Annotated in this window: 19 protein-coding genes and 1 other RNA gene; 6 read left to right on the forward strand and 14 right to left on the reverse strand. The window is 30.5% G+C overall.

Features of this window, described 5'->3' with window-relative positions; translation table 11 throughout:
• Positions 1 to 247 precede the first annotated feature (247 nt).
• Both N4A57_RS17615 and N4A57_RS17620 read right to left on the reverse strand, forming a co-directional pair.
• Positions 248 to 493 carry a YkuS family protein gene (locus tag N4A57_RS17615; RefSeq protein ID WP_293659399.1) on the reverse strand — a complete coding sequence of 82 codons (246 nt, stop codon included), beginning with the start codon at positions 491 to 493 and terminating at the stop codon, positions 248 to 250.
• Between the two features lie 74 nt (positions 494 to 567).
• Positions 568 to 1,572, reverse strand: a complete 1,005-nt coding sequence (locus N4A57_RS17620; RefSeq protein WP_293659400.1) for a LacI family DNA-binding transcriptional regulator — start codon at positions 1,570 to 1,572, stop codon at positions 568 to 570.
• A gap of 201 nt (positions 1,573 to 1,773) precedes the next feature.
• On the opposite strand from N4A57_RS17620, the gene N4A57_RS17625 reads away from it, so the two are divergent.
• Positions 1,774 to 2,712: a M23 family metallopeptidase gene (locus N4A57_RS17625; RefSeq protein ID WP_293659401.1), complete on the forward strand. Its 939-nt coding sequence runs from the start codon at positions 1,774 to 1,776 to the stop codon at positions 2,710 to 2,712.
• Between the two features lie 52 nt (positions 2,713 to 2,764).
• Positions 2,765 to 3,163 carry a bactofilin family protein gene (locus tag N4A57_RS17630; RefSeq protein WP_293659402.1) on the forward strand — a complete coding sequence of 133 codons (399 nt, stop codon included), beginning with the start codon at positions 2,765 to 2,767 and terminating at the stop codon, positions 3,161 to 3,163.
• Positions 3,164 to 3,216: 53 nt separating this feature from the next.
• On the opposite strand, the gene N4A57_RS17635 is transcribed toward N4A57_RS17630, so the two are convergent.
• From N4A57_RS17635 to N4A57_RS17650, 4 genes are all read right to left on the reverse strand, one after another.
• Positions 3,217 to 4,116, reverse strand: a complete 900-nt coding sequence (locus N4A57_RS17635) for a diacylglycerol/lipid kinase family protein (RefSeq protein WP_293659404.1) — start codon at positions 4,114 to 4,116, stop codon at positions 3,217 to 3,219.
• 120 nt (positions 4,117 to 4,236) lie between these two features.
• Complete coding sequence (gene pdxR / locus N4A57_RS17640) at positions 4,237 to 5,715, reverse strand: MocR-like pyridoxine biosynthesis transcription factor PdxR (protein ID WP_293659405.1); 1,479 nt, start codon at positions 5,713 to 5,715, stop codon at positions 4,237 to 4,239.
• Between the two features lie 276 nt (positions 5,716 to 5,991).
• Positions 5,992 to 6,288, reverse strand: a complete 297-nt coding sequence (locus N4A57_RS17645; RefSeq protein WP_293659406.1) for a hypothetical protein — start codon at positions 6,286 to 6,288, stop codon at positions 5,992 to 5,994.
• A gap of 92 nt (positions 6,289 to 6,380) precedes the next feature.
• The gene (locus N4A57_RS17650) at positions 6,381 to 6,623 is read right to left on the reverse strand and encodes a hypothetical protein (protein WP_293659407.1); all 243 of its coding nucleotides are present in this window, start codon (positions 6,621 to 6,623) and stop codon (positions 6,381 to 6,383) included.
• A 169-nt stretch (positions 6,624 to 6,792) separates the two neighbouring features.
• On the opposite strand from N4A57_RS17650, the gene spoVB reads away from it, so the two are divergent.
• Positions 6,793 to 8,328 carry a stage V sporulation protein B gene (spoVB, locus tag N4A57_RS17655; RefSeq protein ID WP_293659408.1) on the forward strand — a complete coding sequence of 512 codons (1,536 nt, stop codon included), beginning with the start codon at positions 6,793 to 6,795 and terminating at the stop codon, positions 8,326 to 8,328.
• On the opposite strand, the gene ssrS is transcribed toward spoVB, so the two are convergent.
• The 3 genes from ssrS to N4A57_RS17670 form a co-directional block, all read right to left on the reverse strand.
• Positions 8,325 to 8,498: non-coding RNA, 6S RNA (gene ssrS, locus N4A57_RS17660), on the reverse strand. The two genes, spoVB and ssrS, sit on opposite strands and share 4 nt — an antisense overlap.
• A 118-nt stretch (positions 8,499 to 8,616) precedes the next feature.
• Complete coding sequence (locus N4A57_RS17665; protein ID WP_293659409.1) at positions 8,617 to 9,657, reverse strand: nucleoid-associated protein; 1,041 nt, start codon at positions 9,655 to 9,657, stop codon at positions 8,617 to 8,619.
• Positions 9,658 to 9,821: 164 nt separating this feature from the next.
• A complete protein-coding gene (locus N4A57_RS17670) occupies positions 9,822 to 10,883 on the reverse strand; it encodes a 4Fe-4S dicluster domain-containing protein (RefSeq protein WP_293659411.1) in 1,062 nt (353 codons plus the stop codon).
• Between the two features lie 90 nt (positions 10,884 to 10,973).
• Here N4A57_RS17670 and N4A57_RS17675 point away from each other — a divergent pair, with 90 nt between their 5' ends.
• The 3 genes from N4A57_RS17675 to N4A57_RS17685 are packed head-to-tail and all read left to right on the forward strand — an operon-like array spanning position 10,974 to position 18,165.
• Positions 10,974 to 15,866 (forward strand): cytidyltransferase, encoded by a 4,893-nt coding sequence (locus N4A57_RS17675; protein WP_293659412.1) that lies wholly within the window; start codon positions 10,974 to 10,976, stop codon positions 15,864 to 15,866.
• A gap of 8 nt (positions 15,867 to 15,874) precedes the next feature.
• Entirely contained in the window at positions 15,875 to 17,113 is a 1,239-nt protein-coding gene (locus N4A57_RS17680; protein ID WP_293659414.1) for a lactate/malate family dehydrogenase, read from the forward strand.
• Positions 17,110 to 18,165 (forward strand): NAD(P)H-dependent oxidoreductase, encoded by a 1,056-nt coding sequence (locus tag N4A57_RS17685; protein WP_293659416.1) that lies wholly within the window; start codon positions 17,110 to 17,112, stop codon positions 18,163 to 18,165. Before N4A57_RS17680 ends, N4A57_RS17685 begins: the two co-directional genes overlap by 4 nt.
• 287 nt (positions 18,166 to 18,452) lie before the next feature.
• Here N4A57_RS17685 and N4A57_RS17690 read toward each other — a convergent pair whose 3' ends face one another.
• The 5 genes from N4A57_RS17690 to N4A57_RS17710 form a co-directional block, all read right to left on the reverse strand.
• Positions 18,453 to 19,892 (reverse strand): stalk domain-containing protein, encoded by a 1,440-nt coding sequence (locus N4A57_RS17690; RefSeq protein WP_293659417.1) that lies wholly within the window; start codon positions 19,890 to 19,892, stop codon positions 18,453 to 18,455.
• 34 nt (positions 19,893 to 19,926) lie between these two features.
• Positions 19,927 to 20,112, reverse strand: a complete 186-nt coding sequence (locus tag N4A57_RS17695; protein ID WP_293659419.1) for a hypothetical protein — start codon at positions 20,110 to 20,112, stop codon at positions 19,927 to 19,929.
• Positions 20,113 to 20,466: 354 nt separating this feature from the next.
• A complete protein-coding gene (locus N4A57_RS17700) occupies positions 20,467 to 20,631 on the reverse strand; it encodes a hypothetical protein (protein ID WP_293659420.1) in 165 nt (54 codons plus the stop codon).
• 426 nt (positions 20,632 to 21,057) lie between these two features.
• Positions 21,058 to 22,098: a zinc-dependent alcohol dehydrogenase gene (locus tag N4A57_RS17705; protein ID WP_293659421.1), complete on the reverse strand. Its 1,041-nt coding sequence runs from the start codon at positions 22,096 to 22,098 to the stop codon at positions 21,058 to 21,060.
• Between the two features lie 11 nt (positions 22,099 to 22,109).
• Complete coding sequence (locus tag N4A57_RS17710) at positions 22,110 to 22,394, reverse strand: putative quinol monooxygenase (RefSeq protein WP_293659423.1); 285 nt, start codon at positions 22,392 to 22,394, stop codon at positions 22,110 to 22,112.
• Positions 22,395 to 22,435: the final 41 nt, after the last annotated feature.

Genomic DNA, 22,435 nt, shown 5'->3' on the forward strand with positions numbered 1-22,435 from the left:
ATGCTACTCCAACATGACACATGAACCTATATACGAAGATTCACACTTTCGCTTGTGACAAGGACTTGGGTGGAAAAGATTTTCAATATATTTTCCTGAAATAGGCTCACATAAAGCAAGTTTATACACCAGAAATCTATATAAGTTGTATATCTATATATAGTTTAATAACACTACACTATTTTATCAGAATTTTATTTAATAGCAACTAAAAAATTATTAAAAAAGACCTCATAAGAGGTCTCTTTTAACTAAAAGTATTAGTTAATTGGTTTTTAATATCTTCCGGTGTACGTCCATCCGCACTTATAACAGATGCCTTAGTAGCAGTATCTTGCATACCTAAAAAGTTATTTTTCTGTCCTGTAACTATTACTGCATCTAGATTTCTTATATCACTGCTATCATTTTGAAGTTCAACTACATCATATCCTTCATTAGATAAAAAGTTCTTCACATTTTGTAAAGACTTTTCAACACCAACTCTTTTCATAGTCAAATGCCTCCATTTTCATAAATATAAGTATACATAAAATAGTATTCCTTATCTATGAAATATTTATACTATTACTTTATGGACTTAACGCTTTCCCTTTCTACTAAATTATGAGGTAGCTTAACTACATTACAATCTAGCTCTTCTTCGTTTATTTTCTTTATTATCATTCTAATGGCAACAGCACCAATATCATATATAGGCTGATGTATTGTAGTTAATTTAGGCCTATATATGGAGGATAGTTCAATATCATTAAAACCTGCAACAGATACATCATTAGGTACATTATACCCATTATCAAACAAAGCATTTATAGCACCAATAGCCATTACATCATTTGATGCAAATATGGCAGTAGGCATATGTTTACTTTTAATTAAATTTTGGGTTAATTCATATCCCTTTTCAATTTTATATTCCCCTTCATACACAATGTTTTCATTTAGTGCTATATTATTATCTTCTAAGGCCTTTTTATATCCTTCATAAATTCTTAAACTAAATGCATCACGTCCTTGTCTTCTCATAAGAGCTATTTCTTTATGTCCTTTGTTTATTAAATACTCTGTAATTTCATAGGCTGCTTTGAAATTATCTATGGATACGGAGGGGATCTGAACTTCGTCCGTATTTCGATTTATTAAAACCACAGGAGTATTCATATTAGATATGTACTTAATAAGTTTTTCATCTAATTCCCAAGTCATAAAGACAATACCTTCCACTTGTTTAGCCTTTAATAGGTTTAAATATCTCAACTCTTGTTCTTGGTCTCCATAGGTACTACATAATAAAATATCATAATTATACATTCTTCCAATTTCTTCAATTCCACTTAATATTTCATTTATAAATGTATTAGAAATATCTGGTACTACCACGCCAATTAATTGACTTTTTTTCATTACTAAACTTCTTGCTATAGGATTAGGCATATATCCAGTCTCTTCAATTATTGCCATTACCTTTTGCCTAATCTCATTACTTACAGGTTTAGATCCATTTATTACCCTAGACACGGTAGATATGGAAACACCAGCTTGTTTTGCTATATCTTTTATAGTTATACTCATTTTTTTCACTCCATTTTTATTATATTTATTTTTAAGAAACAAATATAAACAATCAGATTTTTAAGTAAGTCTTTCTCATGAAATTTACTAGTTCTACATTTAATTTAAATTTCCTTCTTATTTTTGGTTTTTTTTGAAGGATTTTTTATTTTTTTGTAGAATAATAGCCCTAATAGTGTTTTAGAAATGAGGAAATTTAATATGAAATTCAATCATATAATAAAAAAACTCAAAAATGAATCCGTATCTATTATGATAGTTCCACATACGGGAGAAAATGTTAAACAAATTAACTTTAAAAAATCATTTTTGTATACTTTTCTAGGTTGCTCATCCATATCCTTTATTATAATTTGTGCATCATTGGCTTTTTTAATAAGTGGCAATGGATCTTTATATAAGGATTTGGCTACCAAAGAAAAGATTATTAGTAAGCTAACGGCTGAAAACAATGTTCAATCAAAGGAAATTACTCAATTGAGGAACAAGACAAAATTAATTAGTGAAAAGCTAGAAGCTTTAAACGATTTAGAAGAACAAGTTCGAGCAATGGTAGGATTAAAAAAAAACATTGATTCCATGAAGGAAAAGGAAGTTTCAAGATCCTTAGTATCTAGAATAAACTTAGATTCATCAGACGAAGAATTAGACTCTCAAATATTATCCCTATCTGGTAGTATGGATAGTGAAAATGACAATTTACAGAAATTAATTAAGGATGTAAACAACCGATTAGAATTTTTAAAATGTAAACCTGACAAATGGCCTACTCATGGAAGAATAACTTCAAAGTTTGGTTATAGATTGTCTCCACTGACAAACAGAAGACAATTTCATAAGGGCATTGATATAGCCAATAAAACGGGGACAAATATCCTATCTGCAGCTAATGGTATTGTTGTTTTCTCAGATAGAATGTCTGGTTATGGAAATACTCTAATCATTTCCCATGGGTATGGTTATAGAACTGTATATGCCCATAATCAAAGGAATTTAGTAAAAGTAGGACAAAAGGTAACAAAAGGACAATTAATAGCTAAAATGGGAAATACAGGTCGTAGTACGGGACCCCATGTGCACTTTGAAGTCCATTATAATGGTAAAAGAATTAATCCTATGAAAATCTTGAGTAGTAAATAGTTTATGTGTACATAGGAAAAATAAAATACTTTAGAATAAATGGAGGTCTAGCATGTTTAAAAAAAATACTAGTTCAGAAAATATTAATACAAATATCAATACTTTAATTGGTAAAGGTTCTACATTTGAAGGGAAGTTAAATGCCCAAGGTACTGTAAGAATAGACGGAGAATTTCTTGGTGATATAATCATAAATGGAAATCTAATCTTAGGTGTTGAGGGAAAAATTTCAGGAAATATTCAAGGAGATAATGTTATAATTTCTGGTTCTGTACATGGAAACATTAACACTAATGAACAACTTAAGATCAATTCATCGGGGAAAGTTATAGGTGACTTAAAGGTTGACAGCCTTGTAATAGAAGACAAGGCCATATTTGAAGGAAAATGTAGCATGAAAACTAATTCTACACAAGTTATTCCTATAGAGAAAACTGCTGAAAAAAAATAACTTTAATGTACCTTAAGGGAGAGTCTATATTTAGTCTCTCCCTTGTTTGTTTACTATGGAATCACCACTTCTATTGCCTTAGGAATTGTTAATATGGTGGCTGGTAACCTTTCACCCTTTTCACCATCTAAATCCAATATTATATCTTTATTCTTAGAAGTAGGTGTTATTCTTATTTTATTAGATTGAAGGTACATAATTTTAGGATGGTTTATATGCTCTCCTGCAATCACTTGTAAAAACAAGGTGACAAAATCTTTTATATCACATTTTTCTATAATGCACACATCTAGTAATCCATCATCAGTCTTTGCCATGGGAGCAACCTTCTTAAATCCTCCAACCATAGGTGTATTAGATACTATGAACATGAATATTTCCTTTTTTTCTTTTTTTTCTTCATACTCAATTTCTACTTCTATACTATTAAAAAGGTTTTTAGGAATTTCCTTTACACCTTCCACATAATAAGCGTACTTACCAAAGGTAGTTTTAAAATCTGAAGATGCTTTGTATCCCACATCTGTAAACATTCCTCCAGCTGCTACATTTAAGAAATATTTTTCTCCAACTTTTCCTAGATCAATCTTTGCAGTCTTCATATTCTTAATCATGTTTATAAAGGATTGGCCATCATTAGATATTTTGTACCAATTAGCAAAATCGTTAACAGTTCCACTAGGAAGTATGGCCAGTGGAATATTAACATTATACTTTACCATTCCGTTTATAACCTGATTTACAGTTCCATCTCCTCCTACAGCTACTATTAAATCAAACTTACCTTGGGGAATATTTTTTAATTCATTTAAGGTTCCTTCTTCATTTATGGTATAGTATATATCCACTTCCCTTATTATTTTATCTAGTACTAATCTTCCAATTATCCTATCAAGGCTTTTTTGAACTATCTGTTTACCTGATGAAGGATTTATAATGAACTTTACATTCATAAGCTCACCTCACCTCATATTTTTATTTAAAATGCTTTCTTAAAAGTTAAATAATCTATTTTTTATCCTAATAAAATTCCTCATACATTCATAATTCCCTTTTTAGGTTCCTATCATTCCTTATAATAAGGGGGTATAGTAATCTCTTATATGTTCCTTATCATATCCCTTAATTATATTTGCCAATATGTTCATACCCTTTTCTATTTGTTCTGGGTATACGGCTGCTATACTTAGTCTAAAATAACTATTTTCATTTACTATGGGAAAAAATATATTTCCTGGTATTATTAATACATTTTTTTCAGCTGCCTTTTCATAAATTTCATCAGAATTTAGTCCCTCAGGTAGTTTAAACCAGAAGTTTAAACCTCCATTAGGAATGGAATATTCTAAACCTAATTGACTAAAGTATTTACTAATACTTTTGCCCATAACTTCAAATCTTTCTTCATATATTTTTTCCATATGATGTATATGGTCTTTCCAAATATCTCTTCTTAAGTATAAATCAAAGACCCTCTGATTTAATCCAGAAGTGGAAATATCTGATGTATGCTTAGCCCTTAATATTTTATGGTATACCCTTGGGGGCATTACTAAAAATCCAAGGCGCAGCCCAGGCATGAAAATCTTTGAAAAACTCTTAATATATATTACTAATCCATCCTTATCCAAGCTCTTTAATGTGCCATTTTCCCTTTTATTAAATACTAAATCACTTAGATAATCATCTTCCACTATTAATATATTATATTTTTTAGCTATGTCTAATATTTTCTTCTTTTTTTCTAAAGAGTAACTATAACCTGTAGGATTTTGAAAATTAGGCATTAAATATATTAACTTAGGTTTGTTAACCTTAACTGATTCTTCTAATTTCTTTATATCTATGCCATCTTCTAAAATGGGAATAGATATTATTTGGGCTCCCCTTGATCTAAAAGTTCCAATTGCCCCTGTATATGTGGGGCTTTCTACAATTACCCTATCATTATATTCTACTAGGGCCTTTGCTATTACGTCTATTCCCTGTTGAGCTCCTGATATTATTTGTACATTTTCGGGTTTGGTTTCAATATTATAATTTTTTAGATATTTAGTCAAAGACTCTCTTAATGGAAAATATCCTTGGCTTTCTTGGTATCCAAAAACTTCTCCCTTATCCCTATCTAACACCTCATTTAGCAATACTTTAAATGCTTCTACTGGAAATAAATCAGGAGTAGGAGTTGCACTGGCAAAACTTATCATATCTTTTCTAATCTGCATTTGCCCTTGGTCCATTAGTTTAAGATCATCCTTAGCAGGGTATTTTTCTAATATTACATCTTCGTTATCATATTCAAGTCTAGGGGATACAAAAGTACCACTTCCCATTTTTTTATATACATAACCTTCCTTTTCTAATAATCTATATGCATTTACCACAGTACTATTATTTACTTCTAACTGACCTGCTAGTGACCGTATAGGTGGTAACTTATAATGATCCTTTAATTGTCCTTTTATTATGCTATCTCTAATAATATTAAATAATTGGACATATAAGTGTTGAGGTTTTCTTTTGTCTAAAGTGTTTTTGTTGAATTTTTCCATAAGGCCCTCCTAAAAACAACTTTATCCGATGACTAACAATTCTATTTTTCCATCCGAATTAAGTTTTTCTTCATATGTATCTATAATTTCACTTAAGTTCCTTTCCTTTAATCCTATATATTACTATGAAATACTCCATATATTATAATTATACAAAAACTCCGTTTTATAAGTCTAGTTAAATCCTTTATTTTTAAATAATATCACATGTGAATAAAAAAAATACAGCTTATAAAAACTGTATTTAAACTTTTAGGAAAAATCTATTATTTATTTTTAGTGAATAGAAACACAATTTTGTCCATATTCTAATCGTTTTATGAAATTCTTTAAAAAACTCCTAGTTACCCTATTATCCTTAAGACTTATATTTCTCAAATAATTGTCTTCTATTTGAATTATTTCATTAGTTTTATTATCTTGAGCATATTCAATATAATATTTCATATGACTATTGTAAATTTTACTACACACATTAAATCCCTTTTCAACTAACTTTTCTTCTATGATTCTTCCTTCCTTTTCATTTTCTTTGGTAGTTAATATCATATAATCATATTTCTGTTTTTCCACCCTTATCCCTTCCTCACTTTTATATTTTATCACTTTAAAGCACTAAAGTTATTTATATAATAATAGCATTCCTTCTTTCTGTCAACTATATTTTAAATTTTTATTCTTTCAATTTTAACTCTCTTATCATGATCACATTTTTCACAATAAAATAAATGTACACAAAAATTACTATTTGCTCCATCTACCATACTTGTCAATCCAATTGGTAAATAGGGGCTATATTCATCTAAAAAATCTGTTATGGGGCCCTTATCAATCATAACACTTTCACATTTATGGCATCTGCACAAATATTTAGTTAAACCATTACATAAAGGACATACCAATTCCAATTTTCATACCTCCTCAAATCATTTTTCTTTTTTAATATTCTACACCTATTGATTATTTATTCTATTTAGGCATATTCAAGATTCATATTTTAACTTGTATGGAATATGATTATTATAGGTTAAAAAGTTTGAGATAAGAGAGTTCATCTCAGATTAAAGGAGGTCATTCATGAAAAAAAATTCTTTTCTTTACGGCACACTTTTATTAGTAGTTGTAAATTTCATAGTAAGATTTTTAGGATTTTTTTATAAAATAGTTCTTTCACGTATGATAGGTGCTGAAGGTATAGGGTTATTTCATCTAGTTTTCCCCATTTTAATGATATGCATCACCTTTACCACAGCTGGAATACCTGTAGCCGTATCAAAATTAGTAGCCCATAATATTTCCTTAGGAAATAAAAAAAATACCTATAGGGTTTTAGCCTTAGCCACCATAACAGGATTTATTATGAGTTCTTTCTTTGCTTTTCTCTTGTTTAAAAATGCCAGATTTATAAGTGATAACTTATTAAAGTCCTCAGATTCCTACTATAGCCTATTAGGTATTTGTCCCTCTATTGTTTTAATTACTTTATCTTCCATATTTAGAGGGTACTACTATGGTATAAAAGAAATGAAGCCTGCTGGTACTTCCCAGGTATTAGAACAAATTTTTAGAATCACATTTGTCATCGCCACATTATATATACTTGGTCCTATTGAAATTAAATATGCTGCATTTGTTGCTGTAATTGGTATTTCAGTGGGAGAATTGACAGGATTCATATGGTTATTGTACAACTTTAGGAAAACAACAAGATTAAAAAGAAACTATTCTCCCTTAAAAAACAGACCCCTATTTTACATAACAGATATACTCCTAATAGCTACTCCCATAACAATTACTCGATTAATAGCAGTTATTGTACAATCGTTAAACGCCCTATTAATACCTCAAAAACTTCAACTTGCTGGTTATTCCTACGTGGAATCTATGAAGGTTTTTGGTAAGATTACAGGAATGGCCTTTCCCTTATTATTTTTGCCCTTTATAGTAACATCTGCTTTAGTAATAAACATTATACCTAACGTGTCTCAGGAAATGGCCTATAAAAACCTTCATAATATTAGAGTTAAATCTGCTTTAGCCATAAAAATGACCTTATTCGTATCAATTCCACTCTTTGCTCTGTTTTTAACTTTTTCTGAACCTATTTGTACAGTAATATATAATGAACATGATGTATCCTTTTATCTATCCTTTTTATCTTATTCAGTTATCCTTTGGAGTCTTCATCATACGGCAGCAGGAGTGCTCCATGGCATGGGCAAACAAGTAATCACTACTATTAATTACCTACTAGGAACTAGTGTTCAGCTATTTTGTACTTTTTATTTAGTCCCTAATCCCCATTATGGTATTAAAGGATTTTTATATGGATTTTTAATATCATCCCTTATAATATGTACTCTTAATGTGTTATCCTTAAAATTTTTCATAAAAAAAATGCCCATTAAATTTATTAATGACATTTTAAAACCTATAATATGTACTTGTTTCATGATTGCATGTATAAAATTTGCTTACTCAATCTTACAGATTGGTCTTGTTCTCAATACAACCATAAGCATTTTATTTGGATTTTTAGTATATATGATCTCCATATTACTTACTGGAAGTGTAAAAATTAGTACTTTAAAATATGTCTTTACAAAAAAATAAGCCCCAGAATGCCGTTTTGCTTTATAATTCACACCCGCGTCTCAACTAAGTGGGTACCTGCCCCTTATTTCTGAAGTCCAATAAAGGCATTACATAGATAAGGAAACCCCAGTTCCCGGATGTTATTTGTCGGTTGAATTATGAAGCTTATACGCACATTCTAGGTACGTTTAACTATATTATACAATATGTTAATACAGTTTTAAAGGGAATGAAATTGAAAAGCTATAATTTATATCTATTTTTAGTAATTTAATAATATTTTATTCTCCTAAACTGTATTTTGACCTATCTTTCTTGAAAAAATCTCACATTTTTCACTACTATATTTACAGTTCCATCACCATTTCTTTTTATCTCGATTTTAGCATCATCTTCAAAATCTTCATATTCTCCTTTTATTTCAATTCCCGTATTTGTCTTCATAACCCTCCTTTTCATTTTTTTCTCTACCCAATTTTTATCTATATCAAATCCATGCAATTCTATTCCTTCATTATTCATGTGCTGTATAAAATGATCCTTTTTATCCTTATCCTCACCTAGTAGGTCCCTTGCAAATCCATCTAAATCTACTTCTGCAGCATTTTTAAGAAGACTTATAGTTCCTTCTCTTAGTTCCTGAGCCTTGTCTATGTCTTCTCTTAAATTTTTTCTAGTCCATTTTTCAGCTGCACTTTTAAATATTTTTGTTTTATCCCTACTATCTAATATCATATTACAATTTAAAAAATCATTTATAAAAAATTGTGCTACCCCTGCATCATCTTCCTTATTAAACATTTGCTTGTCTAAAACTATTAGATCATATTCAGCATCTTCATCATATCTTTTTATGAAAGCACATTTTTGTATTTTTTGATTTAGTCCTGGAAGACCTATAGCCTGAGGTACTATGGATATTTTAAATTTTTCCTCCACAAATTCCACCTGATGTATAAAAGATGTACTATAATCTAACTTAAGAACAGCTATATACTCATTATCTTCAAATGAATATAGGGCTATAACTAAATCACAAGAGGATATGTTATTATTACTTTTCATTACTTTAAAAAGTTGTTTTCCAATCCTTTGAGAATTTTCCACAAAGGTTTCACTATCATTAAATATGTCTTGGCAAGAATTTAATACTACTTGATTTCCCGATCTGAAATTAGCTTTCTTATTAGTTTCATCTTGCAAACACTTTACAATATGTTTTTCTAAAAATTCATGGATAACCTCATCTATTTCCTGTTCATAATCTGTTAAAAGTGGCATATCGGAATTATTATCTAAAACATGGATTATTGCTTTTTTTACTAAAATAGAATCTGTATTTCTCATTATATATTACTCCTTTGTTGAATTATTTAGTACTAGATTTAAAGTCCAAAATCTATTATACTATATAAATTAATCTTCTTTAAGAAATTTTCATACTTTAATTATTTTCTAAATTAATTATAAAAACTCCTTTTTTTAGTAAGGAGTTTTTATAGGAATATGCCTTATTCTAACCAATCTGCATTCCCTCTTATATAGGGCCTAATAGGATATTTTTCTGTAAAATTTTTGAGTACTTCTTTTTTAGCCCAATCTTCTTTTAAATTATTAACTAAATTACCTGGTATATTATCTGAAAAGGGGCAATTAGCTAAACATATCCCACAATCCGTTCCTAAAGCCCTCCATCTTCTATAGCATTCTTCTGCATTAATCTTCCATCTTTCAATTCCATCTATCATTTCCATAGGTCCCTTAGGTATGGACCTACCTGGACAAGTGCTAGAACAACGTCCACAGACTTTACAAAATTCAATTAAACCAAAGTCATCTTTAGGATCTTCTATTAATTCTAAATCTGTGGTTACTACTCCAAGCCTGACTCTAGCTCCATATTCTTTTGTTATTAAAAGTCCATGCCTTCCAATTTGTCCAAGACCTGCATCCCTTGCCACTAATGGAGCTATAACTAAATAATTTCCATCCATATGATTCCTTGCTTCATATCCTAATTCCCTTATGTAGTGACTAAGTATCATTCCTATTATGGCTCCATCCACGTATCCTTTAGTTACTTCTATTGATTCAGACAATTGGGGTCCACGAAAGATCATATCCTTTTCCATCTCAACGGCAAATACAATTCCATATTTATGTTTATTTTTAATTTCCTCTCCATAATTCTCAGGTTCTCTTCCCCTATGGGAATAATAATGCTCATCCTTAAGTTTAGTTATACCTACTAACTTTCCATTATAATGTTTAGCCAATCCCTTTATGATCTTAGTCATTTTTTTTATATCATCTATTTTTTTCTTATTAGAATTCACTTCCCCTTCAGAATATTTTTTTATCTTTCCTAAAAATCTAAAGGTAGCATCCACAATGGGGGAAGTAATAGGATTGTACATGGCACTTCCTTCTCCTCCCATAGGTGGTAATTCTCTTATTTCACTATCTATTTGAAGCTTATGGGGGTTTCTTCTGTAGTAATCTTCATATTCCTCAGTTCCTCTATCATATGCCATTCTAGCAAACATGGTATCTCTTTCATCTATCTTTTTCACTAAATCACTCCTTTTTCATTACATATGTACATTTAAACTTATAATTACGTTATAATAAAATTGACAAGGATATATACTAGGAGGTATTTTATGAGCAACATAACTATTCAAGAATTATACAATAGTATATCACGGAAATTATTAGATGATTCTTTTTTAAATAAATTCTCACTAAATAGGGATTTTGTCAAAAACCATATAGAGTCTAATCACTTCTTCTTAGAATTAAGTAAAATAGTTTCTAAAAGGGATTATTCCTGCATTGGAACTTTAAACTTGTGTAAAAACATATTAACAGACTTATGTATAGAACAAGTTCCTAATAACTGGCTTGAATACCTATATGAATTTTGTTTATCAAAATCCTTTCCCCATGCAGTAAACATAACCCTTAATCCAAAACTACATAGAGCCTCTTATATTTATCTTGAGGTTTTAAGAATTATATCACAATTTCAAAAGAAATCCAACGATAACACATGGCAGAGTAAGTATCCTCTAAACTTCCTATCAAAGAAAGAGATGAAGTCACTAGAAGATAGTAGTGAATACATGAAATTCATAAAATCCTTTAACAGGCAATATGTATATGAGCTTATGAAATTAAATCAAGAAGTTAAAGGATTTAGTACCATAGATCATATATGTGGAGTTCATTATCTTGCCATGTATATTGGAAAGCAGGTCCATAACTCATGCCTATCAATTGATTTAGGTAGAGTATCCGGTTCTACTGCTGGCCATGATATAGGTAAATTTGGCTGTACTAGTCAAGAACAGAAAAGAGTTCCCTATTTGCACTATTACTATACGGATTTATGGTTTAATAAAAACAATATAGAATATATAAGAAATATTGCTGCTAACCATTCCGTTTGGGACTTAGAACTTGAAAATCTGTCTATTGAATCTTTAATTTTAATATATTGTGACTTTAGAGTTAAAAATGTAAGTACACCAGAGGGATACAAAATGACCATCACATGCCTATCAGATGCCTTTGATGTAATACTTAATAAGTTAGATAATATGGATGAGGAAAAGCAAAAGAGATATACAAAGGTTTATAACAAATTAAAAGACTTTGAAAACTTTTTATTAGATTTAGGAATAAGCGTAGATGTTAATGAAAATATATCTCATAGAAAAAAGGATAAAACATATTATTCCCTGTTACAGGGTAAAGAAATAGTTGATAATGTTAAATATTTATCCATATATCATAACGTGGAGGTAATGCATCTTCTTAGGACAGAAACTTCCCTAGACCTAATATTACAATCTGCAAGAAGTGAAAAAAATGGGCAGACTATAAGGGAGTATTTAAGTGTTTTTGAAGAATATTCCACATACTTAACTCAAAATCAAAAACTCATTACTTTAAAATTCTTATATGAACTTTTAATCCATCCCGATGACGATATTAGGAAACACAGTTCTGAAATAATAGGTAAATTAATAGCCATATATGACACTGAATATAGGAAAGAATTACCAAAAAATGCAAGTATATGTATGGATAATATTACTAGCAAAGAACTTCTTAATAAGTACATTCAGTTATTCCTATATCCTAGCCACAAGATAATTCCTAAACATCAAGAATGGATAGGAGAATTATTAAACACTATGATTAGTTCTTTCTTTGAAAATCATAAAAAGAAAAGTTCTAAAATATTAAATTTAAATACCGCTGACTATATCTACACTTTAATCCGATTTTATAACAAGGAAATCCATGATAGTAATAGGCTCTTTTATTTAATTGACACCATTAAGCATATTCCTTTTACTAGAAAGGACTCCTATTATGAAAGTTTCTTTTACTTTCTAATTGATATATGCGATTCACAGGAAGTATTTTTGAGAATAAGCGGATTAAATAGTTTGATTTACATAATAAATTCAGATCCTATTGAAGGAATTTTTATTGAAAAAGTAGAAAAATTAATTATGGATTATCCCTACAAAAACAATTCTATTGTGGAGGATTATCTTCTTGTTAAAATAAACAAAAAATTAAATATTAATAAGGAATATGATTCTTTAGAATTAAGTCAAAGTGATTTATCATCTATTTCTCTAAAAAATTTAAAGTCTGCTACTAATCCTATAATTAAAAAAGTTCAAATAGAAATTTTATTGGAAAATGCTTTAACTAGTAGGGAACATGAAAAGTTCAAGGTGGCCCTTCATTATTGCAACCTTTTAAAGGTAAGTTCTCATAACCATGTAAGAAGGGAAGCTGGCCTTGCTATTTTAAAGTTAATACACCACTTGTCCTATGAAAATAGAAATGAAATTGTAGTTGAGTTAGTAGGGGCATTAGAACTTACAGGATATCAATTTTCAAAATATATACCTAACTATTTAGGTGAAATAATTCTAACTTTAAGACCTAATGAATTAGATGATTTTATTAAAGAATTTAGTCTTAAAATTAAAACATCTAACGATAATATAAGCTCCTTGTTACTAAAAACCATCGGAGTTGCCGTTGCAAATTATTCAATTTATAGAAATGAATTTTCTCAAGATGATACATGTCACAGCAAACGCCTTATGAATATGTTAGGCCTTTTATTAAATGGCCTTGTTCACTATTCTCCAAAGGTAGAACAAATGGCTTTAGGAGTAATAGGTAGGTCCATATTTGCTTCTAATAAAATTGATTTAGAAGAAAAAAATAGTATATTTAAACTCATAGCTAAAAAAATATTGAACCTAGTAAGGAAAGATAAAAATAATTCTCTGTTGTTTTTATCTAATGGAGCATCATTACATCATATATATAAATTTATTTCTGATTACATATTTACTAAGGGGGATTATTGCCTAACATTGCCTGAGAAAATCGCATTTTTCCCTGGTACCTTCGACCCATTTTCCCTTAGCCATAAAAAGATTGTAACCTCTGTAAGGGATTTAGGTTTTGAAGTTTATTTAGCCATAGATGAGTTTTCTTGGTCTAAGCAAACCCTTCCCCATAAGTTGAGAAAAAATATAATTAATATGTCCATAGCAAGCGAACTGGATATATACACATATCCAAAAGAATTGCCCACTAATATAGCTAATGATGAAAATCTGAAAGTTTTGAGGGATAATTTCCCCTACTCTCATGTTAACATTGTAGTTGGAAGTGATGTTATTATAAATGCATCTGCCTATAATAAAGAAAATACAAAGGATTCTATCCAGTCCTTTCCCCATATAGTATTTGACAGGAACAATCTATTATCTAAAAAGGAATCTAGTAAAAAACTTAAGACCATATCAGATAAATTATCTAGCCCATGTACAGTATTAACATTATCTGCTCCCTTTGAAGAAATTAGTTCTACTCAAATAAGAAACTATATAGATGAGAATAGGGATATTTCTAGTTTAATAGATCCACTGGCTCAAAGATATATATATGAAAATGGTTTTTACAGAAGTGAGCCTCAATTTAAGAGTCCTACTGAAAAATTATCCTTTAAAGTTCAAATAGTCGAAAACTTCGATATAGATTCAATAAATGAATTGTCCTCTTTATTTAGGGACCATTACGAAGATTCTCGATCAAAATTAGTAGACTTTTGTAATAAGCCCTCTGCTAGAATATTGATTTTAAGAGACTTAAATAGGAATGGACAAATCCTTGGTTTTTCCATCCATCATTGGACTAGATTAAATTCCCTATACAATGATTTAAAAAATATAAAAGTTTCCGAATATGTGAGGGAAAACTCTAGTGGAAGGATATTGATTTTAGATGGAATATTTACAAATATGGGTAAAAATGGACGAGAATTAGAACAGATAATATTAACAGAAACCCTATCATTTTGTATTTCTAAGGACTATGAGTATGCCGTATATAATAACATGCTCCCTAAGTATCATTCTAATACATTACAAGAAATTTTATCTTTACAGGGCTTTTTAAAATTAGATTTTAGTAATGAATCTAATGCCGTATATGTAACTAGCATGAATTCTCCAACCACCCTGTATTTAGATATTGAAACAGTAATGAAAGAACCCTTTAAAAGTAATATCCATGTGCAAAAGGCCATAATAGAATCTAGAAAGAAAATCCAAAATGCCCTAACAAAACTATATCCTGGTAATTTGGTTTTATCCTTTAATAGACAAATTTTACACGAGAGATTAATTAGAAAAATATGTGCTCAAAATAACGTTCCAACTATACCCTTTGTTCCCAAAAAACTAGGAAAGGCCATGTGCGTATCCTTTGGTAATATGTTAAATAGAAGTATAATACCAAATACGGTGACCAAATCTATGCACACAGAAAAAATGTTTTTCCCACATATGGATGATTTTAAAATAGGCCCTTTCCCCCATTACACTGATCTTGATACACAGGTGAAAATGATAAAATCCTTCAATAGACCTGTCATATTAATAGATGATATTCTACATAAGGGTTATAGAAATAATGTTATCCATCCCCTACTTCAGAAGCATGAAGTCAATGTGGAAAAAACTATTGTGGGACTATTATCTGCCCGTGGAAAGGAACTTATAGATAGACAGGGAAGGCATGTGGATTGTGCCTATTATATACCAAAATTAAGAGCATGGTTTAACGAAAGCTATCTTCTACCCTTTTTCGGTGGAGATACCCTGTGGCGTGGAGAAACTCCAAGGAGGAATTTAATACCTTCTGTAAATCTATTATTGCCCTATACGTCACCAACATACATTGCAAAAGCGTCTAATGAATCCATATATAATTTATCAAAGACTTGTATCCAAGCTTCCATAAACATATTAACTTCCATTGAAAATGAATATCATAATATTAACGAAAGAAAATTAACATTAGAATCTTTAGGTGAAGTATTTATAGCACCCCGTTGTCCAGACCAAGGTCGTGGAATGCACTATGATTTAAATTTAAATCCATCCCACTACCTGTTAAATGACTTAGAACGCTTAAGTAGGCTAAAACAAATATTAATAGAAAAGTAGGGATTAAAATGTATTATTATAAACTTAATGACAAATTGTTATTCTCTCAAAATTCATATGAAGATTTGGAAAACTGCACTTTAAAAGAAATAATTAATTCTAATGAGGTTATATATTATTTAGTAGATAGGAATCCTAAGTTCTTTAGGGATTCCTACTCTGTATCCCATATGGATTTACTCTTTTTTAAAAGGGAAGGTATAAACTTAATAGATGATTGTCGTATACCTATGATTACGGAAAAATGGATACAGGATAAAATAAATAATAATAAAATTTGTGCCATAAACACTGCTTACCCAAATTGGAAAAAATTACTTATACCTAAACCTAATAGGAAATTTAAAATAAACATAGTGGGCTTAGGAGATGTGGGTGGAACTTTAGGTATAGGCCTTCGTCTCCTTGGTGGAGATATAGTAGAAAAAATAGGCCTTTATAACATAGATTCTAATTCACTACATAGATGGAATTACGAATTGAATCAAATCTACTCCATGGACAAAACTCAGTTTCCTTCTGTAGAAATAATAGATGAGGATGATCTATTTAATTGTGATTTATTTGCCTTTTGCGCTTCTGCCTTTGTTCCTAAGGTTGGTTCTAATGTAGGTGATGTACGTATGGTTCAATTTGAAAAAAATTCAAAGATCCTATCTATATATGCTAAATTAGCCCGTGAAAGAAATTTCAAAGGAATATTTGCTGTAGTATCAGATCCTGTTGACCTCTTATGTAAAGTAACCTTTTTAGAGAGTAATAAAAACTCCAGTGGTGATTTAGACTTTAATGGATTATTCCCTAGCCAAATAAGGGGCTATGGTTTGGGAGTAATGCACGCTCGTGCCCTTTATTACTCTAAGGAAAATGAAAAAACTATCCCTTACGAAGATGAAGGTCGTGCTTATGGTCCCCATGGAAATGGCTTAGTTATAGCTAATAGTATATATGATTATGATGAAGATCTATCTATAGAGTTAACCAAAAAGGCAAGGGAAGGAAACTTAGATGTTAGGGCTACAGGATTTAAACCATTTATAGGACCAGCCCTATCATCTGGAGCCTTATCCCTACTTGCCACCTTACGTGGAGATTGGAACTATAGTGCTACTTTCATGGGTGGAGTTTTTATGGGTGCTAAAAACAGATTAATGCCTAGTGGCTTGGAAATAGAGAGGGTGAAACTTCCTAGTAAATTGTATACAAGACTTGTTACTACCTATGAAGAACTGGTGAATATAATATGATGGACTTATATATTTTAGGTTCTAATAGTAGATCTGAAATTTTAAATAATATGGTATTAAATAGTACTAAAAACTTAAATCCTATTATGGTTGACAAAGTAAGTGAACTTTCTAATCTACAGGGAAAAAAACTACTTTTTGCCATAGAATTAAATAATATTGGAGTTTGCTATGACACTTTAAAGACAATAGAGTATTTACAAAACCTAGGAAGTGAAAGTCTTATTAACTGTACAGGAGCCCTTTTAATCCATGGTCCTAACGAACTATACACTAAAAATTTCAGCAGAGAAATAATTTTTTTAGCCAATTCCCTAGGGTGTGCTTTCATAGGCCATCCCCTAGTGGAGGCCATAGGTAATCTGAAAAACTTTTTAACTTGGCAAAAGACTATGGATATGACTTTAGAAGAAATATGCTATAGCCTATCTAAAAAGCTTGTGAGTAGATTAGTAAATTTCACAGAAGAAAAGATAGTAAATCCTAATATTTTAGCTCTACACTCTAGTTCCTATAAAACATCTAATACTTTATCCCTATGGAATCTAGTTAAAAACCATTTACCTAACTTTACAGAATTTCATGTGGAAAATGGAACCGTATTAGATTGTACAGGTTGTTCTTTTAAAACTTGTATGCACTATAGTGAAAAAAATAGTTGTTTCTACGGGGGAGTCATGGTTGAAGAAATCTATCCTTCTATTGAAAGGGCCCATAGCATACTCTTTTTATGCCCTAATTACAACGATGCCATCTCGGCTAATTTGTCTGCTGTTATTAACAGATTAACAGCCCTTTATAGGAAGCATTCCTTTTATGAAAAGAACCTTTTTTCCATAGTAGTATCAGGAAACTCTGGCAGTGATATTGTGGCTAAACAACTACTAGGTGCCTTAAATATTAATAAGGGATTTAGATTACCACCCTATTTTTCCCTCATGGGTACGGCCAATGAACCTAAAAGTATTTTAAATCATGATAATATAAAAAGCATATCAAAGGATTTTTCTAGTCACATATTAAATGAAAGCAAAAGGCAAATTTTTACTTAATAAAGATTATATAGATTTCGTAACACTAAGATTTCTTTATACAGTAACTTGCCTATAAGGGAAAATATATTGAAAATCTTTGGAACCCTGGAACGTCACAACATCCTATTCTACTCCAACATGACTCATGAACCTATCTACGAAGATTCACACTTTCGCTTGTGACAAGGACTTGGGTGGAAAAGATTTTCAATATATTTTCCTGAAATAGGCTCACATAAAGCAAGTTTATACACCAGAAATCTATAATGACAAACAAACCCTTTATAAAACTTTGTTTTTTCATCTTATTTTCCTGCCTTATATACCATCATTTGGTGCCTATAACTAGGCATTCCTGTATTGTGGGAAATACTATTTGACAAATATAAGTCAAAATGACCTATAACATTATTATTTGGAATTGTATCATGGGCATGGGGCATACCAGCTAGGGATGCGGCTATATTCATACCATCTTTAAACACTACAACAGCTCTAGGTTTCCATGTCCAGGTGCCAAATAAATACCTCATTATTGTTGTATCATAGGCAGTTAATGGTTCAATGTCAGAATGATTATATCCTCCCATCATCTTAACTTTAAATTCCATGGCCGTATCCACATCTGTAATAATAAATATATCTCCCCTTTTTAGTAAATATTGTCCTTCCCTAAACCAATCTACAACTTTTCCCCTCCTCTGTGGGACTAAAGACTCTCCTGGACTAATTGTATAATTTCTAGGTGCATAAGTGGAAATGTATATAGTCTGTCCTGCATTAAGATATTGCTCCTGGTCCATATAATTATATTTTAAAACCTTATCAGGAGAGGTTCCTAATTTTTTAGCAACACTATATACCGTATCACCAGCTGCTACCCTATAGGTATCCACCTTAGGCCCAGTTTCTTCATAATATATGCCTGCATTTGGTTGTATATTATCACTAGGAATTAATAATTTTTCACCCGCTTCAATCCTATCAGATGTCAAATTATTTATATTCTTAATTTCATCTACTGCTGCATTAAATTTGTTTCCAATTTTCCAAAGACTATCTCCCCCCTCTACTGTATAGGTTTCAATAGCCTCTCCTTGTGTTCCCCTTGTTAAGACAACTGACCTAGTCTTATTATCCCACCCCACATTAAATCCTAATATTTCACTTATGAAACGAACAGGAACCATTACCCTGCCATCTATAATATAATGGGGTGCCATTTCAATGGATTTTCCGTTAAACCTAGCCCTAGTAGCTCCCATGATAAAGGAAAAGTTTAAATTATCCTTATTAATACCAACCGTTTTGCTCTCTCCATTCCACCATATACTCCCACCTGCTGATTTAATAAATTCTCCTAAGGGTACATAGGCCCTATTATTAATTATGACAGGGTCTTGATCATAATTTTGAATTTTATTATCCAAAGTTATATTAACTCTTTTTAGATTATTTATATTTTCTTGAACAATGGTATTACTACCAAGGGCTGTCACTGATGCAAAGGGGATTGAAAGGAGTAATAGGGAACCCACCACCAGTTTAACTTTTGCTATTTTAAGATTTGAAAAATTTCTTTTTACATACTTATGTATAGCTTCATATAGGGACTCATTATTTTCATTTTTATCATAATGAAATTCACTGGCAAACTCAGCTAAGGTTGCACTAGGGTTTATTTCTAGAATAATACTATATCCCTCTTTAGTTAATTCTAGTTTATGGCCTATAAATATATTCATATTAAAACCTCCATAAAAAAGTAACTAATCCTTTTTATTGTTCATTAATAAAACTCCTTGATCCCTGTGCATCTACCTTTTTTCCTCCTATTAGGGTAGCCACATTCTCACCCTTTCCTTCCACCTTCATAGCTACTTCATTATTGTTTAATCCCATTTCCTTTCCAAGCTTACTCTTATTATTTACTAGATCTCTAAAATCCACTTTAGTTTCATTCATACTTTTCACCTCAAGATTTAAAATTTATTTTCTAAATATATTCTTTGTGATTTTCTAATAAATATTAATAGAATCATAAGTTTCCTAACAATTATATATTTGTATATGCATAATATGTAATATACTAAATTTTAAGAGGTGTTTATTGTGCCTACTTCCTGTAAAGATTTTACATGTGATTTCATATACATTATAGTCCTCTCCCTATTTTTTGTTATACTTTCTCTTATTTTAGTCAATTGTTGGAGTTAAGAAAACACAGTTTTTGGAAAACTGTGTTTTTTAATAGATTTATTTATATTCTTTTCATTCATTTTATCTTATTTTCACTATTTCCTCGGAAATGGAAATAATTTATTTCTTAGATAGAACTGTCTTTATTGCATCAGCTAATAATTCATCTGAAACCTTAGATACTACCTCTTGTCTTTTATTTTTCTTCTCATCTATTTCCTTTAACTTCTCCTTATCTATCCCTTTTTCTTTTTTCACTTTTTTCTTTTGCCTAAAAAAGAACATGCTCTGCCTCCTAAATGGATCTATTCTGTAAAGTATTCACACCTTTTCCCTGTGGATCTATACACAAGTATAGAAGGTAATTGATTAGATTTAATCCCATAGAGTTTACACCCATTAGGAAATTGATTATTCCATGTTACATAATAATATTTGCATTTTTTACAGTAGATTCTTTGATTCTCCATAAGATTACCTTCCCTTTACTTTAAACATATTTATATATTAATATTTTATAAAGTTTTTTTCAATAGGGTTAATCTTCTTTCTAATATCATCCTCAAGGGCTAATAATTCGTCTTATAGGTACTAGGATTATTGGCAACTACCTAGACTGGGCTTTCACCAGTAAGCTACATCTTTACTGGGCATGCTTTGTGAAAAAAAAAGAACTCCCTTCTTAATCTTAGGGAATTCTTTCCAATGTATCTAACCTTCCATCTCTATCAATATCTTCATTATACTTTTATCTGTTTTTAATTTTTCAAATGCTTCACCTATATGATCTAATGATACTATGGTCTTTTTATAATCCTCTAATAAAAATCTTTTATGCTTCACTAATGTAATAGATTGAGCTAAATCATTTTTAGCACCTGCTACACTTCCTACCATGGATAATTCTTTTAGGATCATTTCAAAGGGTTTATAATTAACAGCACAATCTTCACTGGCTAATCCAAAGGCTACAATCCTACCACCTGGTCTTACAAGTTTAAATGTCTGATCATAAGTAATAGGAAGACCAACAGATTCAATAACTATATCTCCACCTCTGCCTTCAGTTAAATCCTTAACCTCTTCATACATTCCATCTCCGCTTTTTATAACGTAATCTGCTCCAAATTCCTTGGCCTTTTTCATTTTATCTTCATCAAGTCCAATCACAATTATAGGTGCAGCCCCACATATTTTTGCCATTTGCACATGCATAAGTGCAATAGCTCCGTCACCGATAATTACAACACTTTCAGCAAAGTTTATATTATGTTTTTTAGCTGAACGGACTACGCATGAAATAGGTTCTAATAGTGCAGCATCCTTTAGATCCATTTCCTGTGGAATTTCATAGATCATTTCCTGAGGCACCGCCACATATTCAGCAAATGCTCCATCTATATGAATCCCTAATTGCTTCATTTCTTCACACATGATAGGTTGATTTTGTCTACAATAAAAGCAAGTACCACAACTAAAATTAATATCTGCTACTACCTTTTCCCCACCTTTAAATCTTTTTACTCTATCCCCTACTTTTTCAATAACACCTGAAAATTCATGTCCTGCAATGAAAGGAAGTATGTCCTTAGAATAAGCACCATTATAAATATGCATATCTGTACCACAGATTCCACAATATTTTACTTTTACAAGGACTTCATCATCTTTAATTTCAGGTATATTTACACTTCGAACTTGAATTTTTTCAGGCTCTAAAAACATAGCACCTTTCATTTTTCCCTTTTCCATTTCATTTCCCCCTATACTCTTTTATAAAGATTTACCTCTGTTTCACTTTCTTGTAAATCTCTTAATTTAGGAACGATCTCAACAAAATGTGAAGCCTTCACATGTGCATCAATAGCCTCTTGATCTTCCCATTCTTCTATAAAAGTAATTATCTTAGGGTCGTTTATATCTTCATATAAGTTATAGGAAATACATCCCTTTTCTTTTCTTGTTTCTTCTACTAACGTTTGTGCATATTCTTTAAATTTATTGATATTTTCTTCCTTCACTACTCCCTTTGCAACTATTGTAATCATGTTATTCTCTCCTTTTTATTGGTTATTTTTGTAATATATAT

It is taken from the genome of Anaeromicrobium sp., from assembly GCF_025210435.1.
In the GTDB taxonomy this organism is placed as follows: Bacteria; Bacillota; Clostridia; order Peptostreptococcales; family Thermotaleaceae; genus Anaeromicrobium.